General features: G+C 40.8%; 13 protein-coding genes. 9 read left to right on the top strand and 4 right to left on the bottom strand.

The window, feature by feature from the left end; genetic code table 11:
* Positions 1–122 precede the first annotated feature (122 nt).
* On the top strand, positions 123–1,889 hold the full coding sequence (ade, locus tag SGI74_07865) for an adenine deaminase (GenBank protein ID MDZ4677412.1): 1,767 nt from the start codon (positions 123–125) through the stop codon (positions 1,887–1,889).
* 14 nt (positions 1,890–1,903) lie between these two features.
* Here the strand turns inward: ade and SGI74_07860 are convergent, their stop codons facing one another.
* Positions 1,904–2,470, bottom strand: a complete 567-nt coding sequence (locus SGI74_07860; protein MDZ4677411.1) for a hypothetical protein — start codon at positions 2,468–2,470, stop codon at positions 1,904–1,906.
* Between the two features lie 169 nt (positions 2,471–2,639).
* Between SGI74_07860 and SGI74_07855 the strand changes: the two genes are divergently transcribed.
* Positions 2,640–3,611 (top strand): glycine cleavage T C-terminal barrel domain-containing protein, encoded by a 972-nt coding sequence (locus SGI74_07855; protein MDZ4677410.1) that lies wholly within the window; start codon positions 2,640–2,642, stop codon positions 3,609–3,611.
* Here the strand turns inward: SGI74_07855 and SGI74_07850 are convergent.
* Positions 3,601–4,437: a hypothetical protein gene (locus SGI74_07850; GenBank protein ID MDZ4677409.1), complete on the bottom strand. Its 837-nt coding sequence runs from the start codon at positions 4,435–4,437 to the stop codon at positions 3,601–3,603. The two genes, SGI74_07855 and SGI74_07850, sit on opposite strands and share 11 nt — an antisense overlap.
* Here SGI74_07850 and SGI74_07845 point away from each other — a divergent pair.
* Positions 4,427–4,831, top strand: a complete 405-nt coding sequence (locus SGI74_07845) for a hypothetical protein (protein ID MDZ4677408.1) — start codon at positions 4,427–4,429, stop codon at positions 4,829–4,831. The genes SGI74_07850 and SGI74_07845 overlap by 11 nt on opposite strands.
* Before the next feature lie 34 nt (positions 4,832–4,865).
* Here the strand turns inward: SGI74_07845 and sfsA are convergent, their stop codons facing one another.
* Positions 4,866–5,597 (bottom strand): DNA/RNA nuclease SfsA, encoded by a 732-nt coding sequence (gene sfsA / locus SGI74_07840; GenBank protein ID MDZ4677407.1) that lies wholly within the window; start codon positions 5,595–5,597, stop codon positions 4,866–4,868.
* Complete coding sequence (locus tag SGI74_07835; protein MDZ4677406.1) at positions 5,594–6,445, bottom strand: SDR family oxidoreductase; 852 nt, start codon at positions 6,443–6,445, stop codon at positions 5,594–5,596. Before SGI74_07835 ends, sfsA begins: the two co-directional genes overlap by 4 nt.
* 174 nt (positions 6,446–6,619) lie before the next feature.
* Here SGI74_07835 and lipA point away from each other — a divergent pair, with 174 nt between their 5' ends.
* From lipA to SGI74_07805, 6 genes are all read left to right on the top strand, one after another.
* Complete coding sequence (gene lipA, locus SGI74_07830; GenBank protein MDZ4677405.1) at positions 6,620–7,564, top strand: lipoyl synthase; 945 nt, start codon at positions 6,620–6,622, stop codon at positions 7,562–7,564.
* A gap of 3 nt (positions 7,565–7,567) precedes the next feature.
* Positions 7,568–8,857, top strand: coding sequence for a dihydrolipoamide acetyltransferase family protein (locus SGI74_07825; protein ID MDZ4677404.1), 1,290 nt, complete (start codon positions 7,568–7,570; stop codon positions 8,855–8,857).
* Positions 8,858–8,868: 11 nt separating this feature from the next.
* Positions 8,869–10,299, top strand: a complete 1,431-nt coding sequence (gene lpdA / locus SGI74_07820) for a dihydrolipoyl dehydrogenase (protein MDZ4677403.1) — start codon at positions 8,869–8,871, stop codon at positions 10,297–10,299.
* A gap of 65 nt (positions 10,300–10,364) precedes the next feature.
* Entirely contained in the window at positions 10,365–11,048 is a 684-nt protein-coding gene (gene lipB / locus SGI74_07815) for a lipoyl(octanoyl) transferase LipB (GenBank protein MDZ4677402.1), read from the top strand.
* Position 11,049: 1 nt separating this feature from the next.
* Positions 11,050–11,424, top strand: a complete 375-nt coding sequence (locus tag SGI74_07810; protein MDZ4677401.1) for a hypothetical protein — start codon at positions 11,050–11,052, stop codon at positions 11,422–11,424.
* 139 nt (positions 11,425–11,563) lie between these two features.
* Positions 11,564–11,872 carry a hypothetical protein gene (locus tag SGI74_07805; protein MDZ4677400.1) on the top strand — a complete coding sequence of 103 codons (309 nt, stop codon included), beginning with the start codon at positions 11,564–11,566 and terminating at the stop codon, positions 11,870–11,872.
* Positions 11,873–12,378 lie beyond the last annotated feature (506 nt).

Below are 12,378 nucleotides of genomic sequence, written 5' to 3'. Positions count from 1 at the left end.
AATTCCACCTTTTAGATAAAATATATTTTAAAGGAAAGTTTTACTCAATAAGTGCTCGATTTGTCGAGGCAAAGATGCGCCCAACCTTGCAAAATGTGGTGTGTCTCTGTCATCATACATATATGTTGAAAAAGAAACTGACGAAACAAGAATTAAGTTCACGTATTGACGCTGCTCGAGGCCAAGTTTTGTGCGATTTGGTTTTGCGCGGAGCTAAGTGGCTCGATGTTTTCTCTGGCCAATGGCTCGGCGGGGACATCGCTATTGACGCGGGCGTTATTGTTGGTGTTGGCGAAAAATACGAAGGCAAAAAGGTGATAAACCTTAAAGGTCGCTACATCGTGCCAGGCTTTATTGACAGCCATGTGCATGTTGAAAGCACACTCATGGTGCCAAGTGAATTTGAGCGCGTCGTTTTACCTCGTGGAACCACATCAGCGATTCTTGATCCACATGAGATTGTAAACGTCATGGGTGTAAAGGGATTAGAGTATATTTTGGCATGCGCTGAGAAAGCGCAAATGGATATGTTCATCATGCTTTCAAGTTGTGTTCCTGCAACACATCTTGAAACCAGTGGTGCAAAATTATCTGCACAAGATTTATTGCCATTTAAAAATCATCCCAAAGTTTTGGGTTTAGCCGAAATGATGAATTACCCCGGAGTTTTAAATAAAGACCCAGAAGTATTAGAAAAAATATTTCAGTTTCAAGATGTGCATATTGATGGCCATTCACCCATGCTGCGCGGGCGTGATCTCAACGCATATTTGGCGTGTGGAATAAAAACTTGTCACGAAAGTATTTCCCAAGATGAAGCACAAGAAAAATTAGAACGTGGGATGCAAGTGATGCTTCGCGAGGGCAGTGTTGCAAAAAATTTACGGGAACTTGTAGGTGTGCTCACAGAATTTTCATCACCCCATGTGTCTTTGTGTACCGATGATAGAAACCCGCTAGATATTTTAGATGAAGGCCATATTGATTATCTTATTCGTATGGCAATCAAGGCTGGTGCCCCAGCCCCGGCAGTTTACAGAGCCGCTAGTCTTTCAACGGCTCAGTGTTTTGGTATTAAGGGTCGTGGGGCAATAGCTCCTGGGTGGGATGCAGATATTGTTGTTTTAAAAGATTACAAAAAATGTGTTGTTGAAAAAGTTATTAAAGCTGGGCGGTTTGTTGATGTCGCAGAATTAGGGCAAGAGCTTGTTTTAGCTCCTCATGAAAACAGCATGCGCTGTACGGTTCCCGGTGTTGATCAAATTCAAGTTTCAGTTATAGTTAACGATTCAAGTGAGCAAATAATTCGAAAGCCCGCATCAGTTGATGTGCGCGTTATTGGAATAGTCGCAGATAATATTGTGACTGAAAGTTTATCGGCGAAATTAAATGTCAACACTCACGGGTTTGTTCAACCTGATTTAAAGCAAGATGTATTAAAGATCGTCGTGGTAGAGCGACACGGTCGTCACATTGCGCCTAGTGTAGGTTTTGTCAAAGGCCTTGGAATTAAATCAGGAGCCATTGGTTCAAGCGTTGGTCATGACAGCCATAATGCTGTGGTGATTGGCGTTAATGATGAAGATATCGTAAAATGTTTTTCAAGACTTAAAGAATTAGGCGGCGGATTTGTCGTCGTAAAAAACGGAAAAATTTTAGCAGAACTAGCGCTTCCCGTTGCAGGTTTAATGACCAATGCGCCACTTAAAGATATTTATAAAAATCTTAAGCTATTGAGAAAAAACGCTTCCGGTTTAGGTTGTAAACTCACAGATCCGTTTTTGCAGATGGCGTTTTTATGTCTTGCTGTTATTCCTAAACTTAAAATCACAGATCGTGGTCTTGTTGACGTCGATAAATTTGATTTTGTTTCTGTTGTGATCACTTAATCTTAAAATTTTAATTACAACGTCGCGAGGGCTGCTTTTGCCTGCTTACTTGGTGAAATTAAATCTGCGCCTAACAGAGGCTGTTTGGCGTATTTATTCACACCTTCTGAAATCTGCAAATCAGCATCAGCAATTTTTTGAAGAGTTGCTTTGAGTTCATCGTTTTTCAAGACACGCACTTCAATTACAAGATTTGTGAGTGCGACCATGGCAGTTGCTTGTTCTGCAATATTGGGTGAATTTACTTTTACTAATAGTTTTTCAGCTGCACGTTTAACAACGTCAACATAGTATTCTTGATCAAATTTATTTTTGAGTTCTTTTATCGCGGCATCACGCTCGGTAAGTCTGGGGTGTGAAAGTGCTTTTTCAGCTAAAACAGTTGCAGCATTGTCATAAAAAATATTGTCGCTTTTTTCTTTCATGTTGATGCTTGAGCGAACGAGTTTTTCCATATCGGCGGTGTCGCACATCATGATCTCTCGAACATTTTTTGGAAGTTTACATGTGTCTTTATCTGCATGAGCAGATAGACCAAAACTTACGAAAAGAACCATAGCAGCAAGTTGAATATGTGACATAATTAAGCCTCCAAAGTACAAAAAGCGTCGCTTTTACAGTAACTTAGTGACCTCAGCTAAAATATAGCCGAGATAAACCAAGCCTACTTACTTCTAGAGCATGGTTTATGCCAAAAGTGAGATTTCATTAACTTGAACTACTTATTCATGGGTGCTACAAATTCAAATCATGGACCCAAAAGCAGAGCATGAAGTATTTAAAAAAATAGGCGGAGCATTTGAACTCCCCCGTGGATTTATTAAGGTTAAAGGCCCCGATGCGCCTGATTTTCTTCACAGACTTTCTAGCCAAGATATAAAATCACTTAAACCTGGTGAGGGGCGGCCTGGGGCACTTTTGCAATCAAACGCTATGATCATTTCACTTTTTAATATTTATCATGGTGGTGATGTTTTTTTATTAGTCACTGATCAAAACCGCGCTCAAGCAACTACAGAACATCTTGAAAAATTTCATTTCTCAGAAAAAGTTGAAATCATAAATGTTACAGAAGGCATGAGCGCAATAAGTGTTCAAGGTCCAGATGTAGCATCGCAATTGTTAAAAATTTTTAATAGATTGCCATTAGAAGAACATGGAAATGTCACAACCGAGCATGGCGGTGATGAAGTCATTATTGCCAAAGAAAATGACTTTAAACAAAGCGGCTTTCACCTATTTGTACGTAAAGAACGTTTTGAAGCCATGAGGATGAGACTTCTCACAGATAATTTAACTTTATTCAGTCATGATCTTTGGGAATTGTTGCGAGCCGAATCTGATCATTTCACCTTTGGAGACGATATCGTTGATAAAAACCTGGTTTTAGAAGCACCAGCTGAACACTATGTTAATCGTGATAAAGGTTGCTACCCGGGTCAAGAAGTGGTGGAGCGTGTTTTTACTTACGGTAATGTCTCAAAAAAACTTGTGGGGTTAAGAATTTCAGGTGAAGTAAATGCTGGCGCAAAATTATTATCAAACGGTAAAGACGCTGGAGTAATCACATCTACATGTTTAACGCCGTGGAATAAAACGGTTAAAGCTTTGGCTATGGTTAAAAAACCTTTTTACGAACAAGGTCAAAAACTTCAAATTGCTGATGTTGATGTACAAGCTGAAGTTTTTCAGCTTCCTCATAGTTTTGAAATTACAAAGTAGGAACTTTGAAATACTGAAGCATCTCTGAGAAGAAATGCGTATGACTTAAAGGGTCAGTCTCTGGCAAATTATATGGAAACACATCTCCAGCATTTTGTTTTTGGACCCAATATTCCCAGCTAATCACTTGAATAAAATCAGGGCCGCCAGTGGCGCGTTTGACTTCCTGTGCGTATTTTCTTGCCTGTGCATAATAAGTCGTTGGACTTCGAAGATCATTTCCCCAAATGGCGACGCCATACAAAATCCCATTTGCTCGGCAATAATTTTGCAGTTTAAGAAGATAACTTCTCATGAGTGGAAGTTTTCCTTCACGGCGAAATCTTTCATGATCAAAGTCGGCAATAAAGTGATGAGGTTTGTAACCTTTTGAAATCAATAAATTCATCCAAGTAATAAGTTGGTCAGCCGTGAAAGTTGGAGTGCCTTCCCATGTTCCAATATCAATTTTTTGGCCCGGATGGTGAAGTGCGTAACCATCGGTTACTGTTTTTACATAATTCACAACATGGTTTGCTGTTTCTTCCATTGTTTGGCCGCAAGTCTCAGAGCCGGCAGACAAAGGCCAATCCATGGTGAGTCCTTTAACCAAACCACCATTGTCTTTTATTCCCTTAATGTATAAATCCACCGCATCTCGAGCGTAGATTTTTGCATCACAATGAATTTCAGGTTTCACTGAACCCACGGCGAGATAAAGTGGGATATCCCATTGTTTTAATTTTTGAAATGCTTGTACTTCCACCATGCGAGCCCACGTGTTGTTTTTGCAAATGGGGCCACATGTTGGATAAAGCGAGTGACTTGCAATGTACATGATATCCATTTTTGAACGAGCAGTACTCCACTCATCGGGTCTTTCGAACATCTCGGCGTGGTCACTGCCGGGTTCAGGGCTAAACCAAAATTTTTCAACCTTTGTAAAAGGTGTCGGTGAGGGAGAAGGTGATGGCGATGGAAAAGGCGAAAAAATCGGAGTCGCCGTAGCTGACGCAGAAGGTGAAGGCGAAGGAAATGGATTTGGAAATGCCGTGGGCGAAGCCGATGCGCCCGGAGAAGGATTTGGCGAAGCAGTTGGTTTGGGTGTGGGGCTCGGTGATAGTGCCGATGGAACTGGAAGACCATTAAGTGCATTTCCGGAGTTACAACCAAGAATAAGTAAAAGCCCAAATGCGAATATCGTCCAACGACTTTTATGTGAGTTGTCTTGCATGTATTAAGAATAACGAATTTATTTTTTAGGAGGAATTTTTTTTAGTTCCTTGACGTAAGAACGCGGCTATCGTCTAGATTTATAGGTAATGAATGTGAAAGCCAAATTCCCTCAGGTGTAACCTTACAGGTCCAGCATTGAATTTTAACCCCGGCTTTACTCACTAGACGTAAGAGCTTTCCGTATTCAGCATCAATTTCATCACACGGGCGAAAATCTACGCAATCTTCTCTTTGCACAACAAAAAATATTTCAGCCAGGTGGCCTTTTTTTACAAGCTTTGCTAATTCGAGAAGATGTTTTTGACCGCGTTTTGTTACAGCATCCGGAAATACTGCACTTGGCGGGTACGCCATGCTGACGTTTTTAACTTCAATAAAACATTTTTTATTTTTATTACTTAATACAATATCAAGGCGACTATCGTCACTGATTTTTACTTCTCGTGAAATTTTATCAAATTTTTTCCAATGTTTTATTGTTTTTAATTCAAAGGCTTCGGCGACAAGGGTGTTTGTAATGCTCGTGTTTACCCCTACCCATGCACCTTCTTTGGTGCGTACCATTTCAAGAGTATACGGAATTTTACGTTTAAGATTTTTTGAAATTGAAATGCGACAAAAACTCCCTGGGTCTTTCACACCAAGCATTGAACCTGTATTTGGAACATGCACTAAAACTGTTTTACCTGTGTCGCTTAATTTTACATCTGCTAAAAATCGTTTATAGCGTTTAAGTAAAATTCCCTCCAATAGGGGTGTTTCATACTTCACAGATTACTCATTGCTTTGATTAAAATTTTATCGCGAAGTCGGTGGGGTAAAAGTTCAAGAGCCAGTTGTGCTCTTGTATTTTTGCCAACCAAGTAACGTGTTTTTGGTGTTTTAGCGGTGAGAGCATGGGCAATTGCCGCAGCTACTTTTTCAGGCGGTGTTGCATTTTCTTCTATACGTTTCACCATGCGCTGAGTTTCAAGTAATACTTTTCCGTAAAGTTCTTGAACGATAGCGGGAAGTGAGTTGATTGTTTTTTCAGCGGCGCTAGATGATTTTACCCAAATAGAAGTTTTGATAGCTCCGGGTTCTACGCTACAGACTTCAATTCCCCAAGGTTTTAGTTCTAATCTCATGGCATCGGTGATTGCTGTAAGTGCAAATTTAGAGGCGCTGTAGGCTCCGGTAATGGGAATTGAACTTCTCCCACTTACTGATCCAATATTTATGATGCGTCCGCGAGCTTTTCGAATAAGTGGTAAAAATGCCTGAGTGATTGCAACTTGTCCGATGACATTTACTTCAATTTGTTTTCGAAGTTCAGCGAGCGGAATAAATTCCAGCGGCCCGGCGACGACAATACCTGCATTGTTCACGAGGCCCCAAAGACCTTCATTGCCAAGTTTTTGCTGAACCACTTTAACGCTTTGAAGAATATGAATTTCATTTGTGACATCTAAAATCAGGGGAACAATATCGGGATTCATTTTCTTAAGGGCTTCGCCGTCTTCGGGCTTTCTAACACCTGCAAAAACTTGAAAACCCTGGCTTGCTAATTCAAGGGCCGTTGTGGCTCCGATTCCTGTGGAAGCACCTGTAATGACAACACTTCGTTTGATTTGTTCCATCTAATTCCCCTAAATTTGTGTACGCCCAGAGTCTCAATGCTTTAAGTGGTGTCAGCGAGGATAGGGTAGAGAGGTAATGGCGTCAATGGGGCGTCTAATTGGTTCTAATTTATTTGCAAAGCCCTTGAAATCGCTGCTAAAAAGAATGGTTCAGTTAATCGTAAGTGAGGCCCCATGTCAGATCAAAATCAGGCCAAAAAGGTGCCTAAACCAAGTTGGTTAAAAATTCGTCCTCCTTCAGGCGAAAGCTATCTTGAACTTAAAGGGCTTTTACGCGAACTAAATCTGTATACAGTTTGTGAAGAAGCAAGATGCCCGAACGTTGGCGAATGTTGGGGCGGTGGAACGGCAACGTTTATGCTCATGGGTGACACATGCACTCGTGGTTGCAGATTTTGCGCAGTGAAAACTGGAAACCCAAAAGGCAAAATCGACACTTTAGAGCCTGTCAAAGTGGCTTATGCTATTTCAAAATTGGGTCTTAAGTATGTTGTCATCACCAGTGTTGATCGCGATGATCTACCTGATCATGGCTCTGGGCATTTTGCGCACACAATTAGTAATTTAAAAACCCATGATCCAAATCTTATGATTGAAGTACTCACTCCTGATTTTTTAGGAAACCGTGAGTGGATTCAAAAAATTGTTTTAGCGGGGCCTGATGTTTACGCTCACAATATTGAAACTGTTGAGCGATTAACTCCCAAAGTGCGTGACCCCCGTGCGACTTACAAACAAACAATGGCTGTTTTAAATTTGGTAAAAGAAATTGATCCTCATCGTTACACAAAAACTTCGATCATGATGGGGTTGGGCGAAAAAGATGAAGAAGTGTTGCAGACGTTAAAAGATTTGCGAAGTGTTGGTTGTGATATCGTGACTTTCGGTCAGTATCTTCAGCCAACCCCACGTCATCTCAAAGTTCAAGAATATGTTACGCCTGAGCGTTTCCAGTATTGGAAGGAAACCGCAGAAAGCATGGGTTTTCTCTACGTGGCTAGTGGCCCGTTAGTGAGAAGTAGTTACCGTGCAGGAGAGTTTTTCATGGAAGGTATTATTAAAAAACAGCGTGGGCAAAGATCAACTTCTTTGCATGAAGCGCAACAAATCGGAGTCTGATCGATGGCCTCTTTTGAATTAAAACTTCCTGATATTGGTGAGGGTGTTAACGAAGGTGAAGTCGTTCGTTGGCTGGTCAAAGAAGGTGATATTGTTAAACACGATCAACCTATGGTTGAAGTGATGACTGACAAGGCGACCGTTGAGATTCCATGTTCATCAGAAGGAAAAGTCGTAAAGATCGTCGCACAAGAGGGTTCCATTGTAAAAGTTGGCGGAACTCTGTTAACGATGGACGGCGCTGGCGCTCATGTTGGTGCTGGTCATGGTGCGACTTCCACACCAAATGCTCAGCCTAAATCTGCAGCTGCACCAACACCAACACCAACACCAAGTGGGCACGAGCGCGCTGCTGGCCAAAGTATTTCACCTCCCCCAGCGGGTGAACATGTTTTGGCAACTCCGGCCACTCGTCGTTATGCCCGTGAATCAGGAGTTGATCTTAATACGCTAAAAGGAACAGGCCCCGTAGGTCGCGTTACTCGTGATGATGTTATAAAAGCGGGTTCACATTCGCAAGGTACGGGTGCCGTTGCGGGTGGAGCAAAACCACAATACAGTCCACCAGCGCGTACACAAACAGCTAGTGGTGGTGAAGAGCGAAAACCGCTTCGTGGAATTCGACGAAAAATTGCAGAAAATCTTGTTCGTTCAAAACAGACGATTCCCCATTTCACTCACGCCGATGAGTGCGATGTAACTGAACTTGTAAGGTGGCGATCATCAATGAAAGAAGTGGCTGCCGCAAAAGGTGTGAAGCTGACTTATCTTCCTTTTATCATGAAAGCTTTAGTTGTCACTTGTCGTGAGTTTCCAAACTTTAATTCTTCGATCGATGATCAAGCTGGCGAAATGGTTTTTAAACATTCCTACAATGTGGGTTTTGCAGCTGACACTCCAGAGGGGTTGCTTGTACCAGTTGTAAAAGATGTTGAGCATAAGTCGATTTTAGAAATCGCTCACGATATTTCAACACTTGCAGAAAGAGCGCGTACCGGTAAATTCACTCCTGATGATATGCGTGGTGGAACCATTACTGTCACAAATATCGGAAGTGTTGGTGGTGTTTATGCGACGCCTATTATTAATCATCCTGAAGTGGCAATCATTGGCGTTTACAAGATACAGAAAAAACCTGTCGTCATTAATGATGAAATAAAAATTCGCGAGATGATGGGCGTAACAGCCACATGTGATCATCGCATGATTGATGGTGCTCAAGCAGCGAAGTTTTTAAATAAATTCATGAAGTATCTTGAAAATCCGCAATCACTTTTACTTGAAATGGTTTGAAGGAGTCGTAATTGAAACAAACAGATGTTTGCGTCATTGGTGCAGGCCCAGGTGGTTACGTTGCGGCTATTAAGCTTGCGCAGTTGGGTAAAAAAGTTATCGTCGTTGATAGAGATAAAGTTGGTGGCGTGTGTCTGAATTGTGGCTGCATACCTTCAAAAGCCTTGATCTCTGCTGCACATTTTTATGATAAAATTCAACATGCCGCTGATATGGGCATTAACGTTCCTAAATCATCAGTCGATATGCCAAAGCTTCAAGAGTGGAAGCAAAGTGTTGTCAATAAACTCACTGGTGGAATCGGTCAGCTTTTAAAAGCAAATGGATGTGAGTATATTGCTGGTGCTGCGAAATTCTTAACTCCTCAAGAGCTTGAAGTAAAATTAAGTGACGGAACAACTGAAAAAATCAAAGCCACAAACTTTGTTATTGCGACAGGCTCACGCCCCATTGAGATTCCAGGATTTGCTTACGATAAGAAAAATGTTTTAAGCAGCACTGAAGCTTTAGAGCTCGCAGAATTACCGAAACGCCTAGCAGTTATTGGCGGCGGTTACATCGGTTTAGAGATCGGTAGTTTTTATCAAAAACTAGGTGTTGAAGTTACCATCATCGAAGCGAATAAAACTTTATTAGCAGGTGTGGTTGATCCTGATTGTGCTCAAGTGGTTGCGCGCAAACTTAAAAAACGTGGCGTTAAGGTTTTGCATAATGCTAAAGCTGTGAGTTTTAAAAAATCTGGTTCAGAGCTTGCCATCACAATTAGTGTCGAAGGTGCTGAGCAAACGGTTCTCGCAGATAAAATTTTAGTAACTGTTGGTCGTAAACCAAATAGTGATCAATTAGGTATTACTTCAATCGGATTAAAAACTGATAAACGTGGCTTTATCGAAGTTGATAAACAATTGCGCACCAATATTTCACATATTTATGCAATTGGTGATATCGCAGGTCAACCCATGCTTGCTCATAAGGCGAGTAAAGAGGGAATCATATGCGCTGAAGTCATCGCAGGTCATAATGTTGTGATGGATGTTAAAACTATTCCCGCAGTTATTTTTACTGATCCAGAAATTGCATCAGCTGGGTTAACTGTTGAAGAAGCTCAAGCCAAAGGTTTTGAAACTAAAGTGGGGCAATTCCCCTATGTGGCAAACGGTCGCGCTTTGAGCATGATGGATTCCGACGGGTTTGTGAAGATTGTGACTGATAAAAAAACAGGCTTAGTACTCGGTGTTCATATTGTTGGTTATGAGGCGAGTAATCTTATTTCTGAAGCAGCATTGGCAATTGAAATGGGAGCAACAGCAGAAGATCTTGCGTCGACAATTCATCCGCATCCCACCTTGCCGGAGATGATCATGGAAGCTGCAGAAGCCGCCATGGGTAAAGCCATTCACATCATGGCAAAAACCGAACGTGAACGCCAACCAAGGCCATAATATTGTAACGTATGTCCGCCGTGTAAAATGGCGAACCGTTTTTGTTGTTTTGTTAGGAATAAATTGTGCTGCTAGTAGAAAGTTTAGGTCTGATTGATTATCCAAAAGCACTTGAAGTTCAAGAAAAAGCTGTTGCTGAATTAATTTCCAATCGAAATACAAATCTTGAGAAATTATTGGTTTGTGAACATCCGGCAGTTATTACTGTTGGTCGTGCAGCTGGTTCACGAGAAGAAGTGTTAACAGATAAACTTCCCGTTTATGAAGTGAGCCGGGGGGGAAGGTCTACTCTTCACTTGCCTGGTCAGATTGTGGTGTATCCGATTTTAGATTTAGAAAAGCGTGGTCGTGACTTACATAGTCTGATGCGCCTTTTAGAAAATGCAATCATTGAAACACTTGCTGATTTTCGAATTACAGCTCAATCCATTGAAGGTAAAACAGGTGTATGGGTTATAGATGAGAGCGTTGATGCTAACAGTATTACTGAGAGAAAAATTGCAAGTCTGGGAATTGCTGCAAAAAAATGGGTGAGTTATCACGGATTGGCACTTAATGTGACTTGCGATTTAAAAATGTTCTCCAATTTAAGCCCCTGTGGTTTTAACTCAAGTGTGATGACCTCAATGATTGATGAAATGCCTGAAGAGTACAAAAAAACTTGGGCTATAGAGCCTGAAAGTTTATTTAAAAATGTCCGTTTAAGAATTATTGAAAATTTAAAAAATCAACTTGTAGGTGAAATATAAAATGAAAATATTTAATTCTTTCCCATATATTTTGCCTTACCTCGTCAGCGGTTTTGCCGCACCCATTATTTTTAAAAGCCTAGAGAGTAAACATCGAGCCGGAATTTTTGCGGGAGCCCTTTTTATTATGGCTGGAGTGTGGGCTTTATTTTTATCGATCAGACACGATTTCCCAAAATACACACGCATTTATTTTTCAAGCTTTTTAGGTCTCCAAATTCTATTTTGGACCTGGCGCTTTTTTCAAATCTTACCACTCAACGAATCTTTTCTCTTAGGCATAAACGGCAGCCATTGGCATGGCGTTCTCACGACACTCTATCTGGTCGGTATTTTGCTCATCGTTTACAGTGAGTACAGTACGGATTCTATTTAGATTATTTGCAGTCGCAAATAATCTATTTTCTGGGCGTATGATCAACGCCGCTGTCTTTGGTAAATTTTATTTCTTTACATAGAAGTTAAACCAAGCTGTAATATTTGAATAAAGAACACATCATTCTAGGAGGATGTTTATGATTAAAAAACTAATCGCCTTGGTTTGTTTATTAGTTTCAACAGCAGTATTTGCTGCAAATGAGAAAGTATCAGACAAAGTAATTTCACTGCATGTAAAGAAATTGGGAGTTAGACAAGCCGTAGAAGCTGTTTTGAACCTTGATAGCAATATCAAATATGAAATTTCAGACAAAGTTACTAACGACAAAAAAATCTCTCTCAAAATCAAAAAGATGAAAATCACTGATGCACTCGCTGCTATCGCTGACATAGGTGGGGTAAAGTATACCATTACTCCTACAGGGTCTGTAGCCGTAGATCTCTAGTCAAAAAAAATTGATTTTAATCTCAGGCCCTCTTTGCGAGGGCCTTTTTGTATCTAAACCATTTGGTCTCGTGGCGGTTGATATGAAATCTAATTTTCTTGGATAGCTAAAAGTGGATGTAGCCTGAAAAATAGTGGGTGCGGATTTACCGAGATAGCTTTGAAAATGATGATCACGATTTTGCCGAAGTGGCTTGGAAAATGATGAGTGCGGATTTACCGAGGTAGCTTTGAAAATGATGATCGCGATTTTACCGAGGTGTTTTGGGAAATAGTGATCGTGATTTTGCTGAGGTTTCTTGGGAAATGGTGATCGTGAATATGTAAGCACGAATATGTTGGTGCGAATATTTGCGCATGAATATATAAGCACGAAAATGATGAGCGAAATATTTTTTAATTTTAATATGGTGACATTATCGCTGCAACACCACATTTTTTAATGGCGCAACCTGAAACATAATTTTACCGCGATGGCTTGGAAATTGATGGGCATGAATATTTTTT

The organism is Oligoflexia bacterium (genome assembly GCA_034439615.1).
Taxonomy (GTDB): domain Bacteria; phylum Bdellovibrionota; class Bdellovibrionia; order JABDDW01; family JABDDW01; genus JAWXAT01.
This window is presented reverse-complemented; position numbering and strand designations above follow the sequence as displayed.

Coding starts and splice junctions, on each gene's coding strand:
- ade (MDZ4677412.1), top strand. CDS start 123: ATGTTGAAAAAGAAACTGACGAAACAAGAATTAAGTTCACGTATTGAC.
- SGI74_07860 (MDZ4677411.1), bottom strand. CDS start 2,470: ATGTCACATATTCAACTTGCTGCTATGGTTCTTTTCGTAAGTTTTGGT.
- SGI74_07855 (MDZ4677410.1), top strand. CDS start 2,640: ATGGACCCAAAAGCAGAGCATGAAGTATTTAAAAAAATAGGCGGAGCA.
- SGI74_07845 (MDZ4677408.1), top strand. CDS start 4,427: ATGATATCCATTTTTGAACGAGCAGTACTCCACTCATCGGGTCTTTCG.
- SGI74_07850 (MDZ4677409.1), bottom strand. CDS start 4,437: ATGGATATCATGTACATTGCAAGTCACTCGCTTTATCCAACATGTGGC.
- SGI74_07835 (MDZ4677406.1), bottom strand. CDS start 6,445: ATGGAACAAATCAAACGAAGTGTTGTCATTACAGGTGCTTCCACAGGA.
- lipA (MDZ4677405.1), top strand. CDS start 6,620: ATGTCAGATCAAAATCAGGCCAAAAAGGTGCCTAAACCAAGTTGGTTA.
- SGI74_07825 (MDZ4677404.1), top strand. CDS start 7,568: ATGGCCTCTTTTGAATTAAAACTTCCTGATATTGGTGAGGGTGTTAAC.
- SGI74_07810 (MDZ4677401.1), top strand. CDS start 11,050: ATGAAAATATTTAATTCTTTCCCATATATTTTGCCTTACCTCGTCAGC.
- SGI74_07805 (MDZ4677400.1), top strand. CDS start 11,564: ATGATTAAAAAACTAATCGCCTTGGTTTGTTTATTAGTTTCAACAGCA.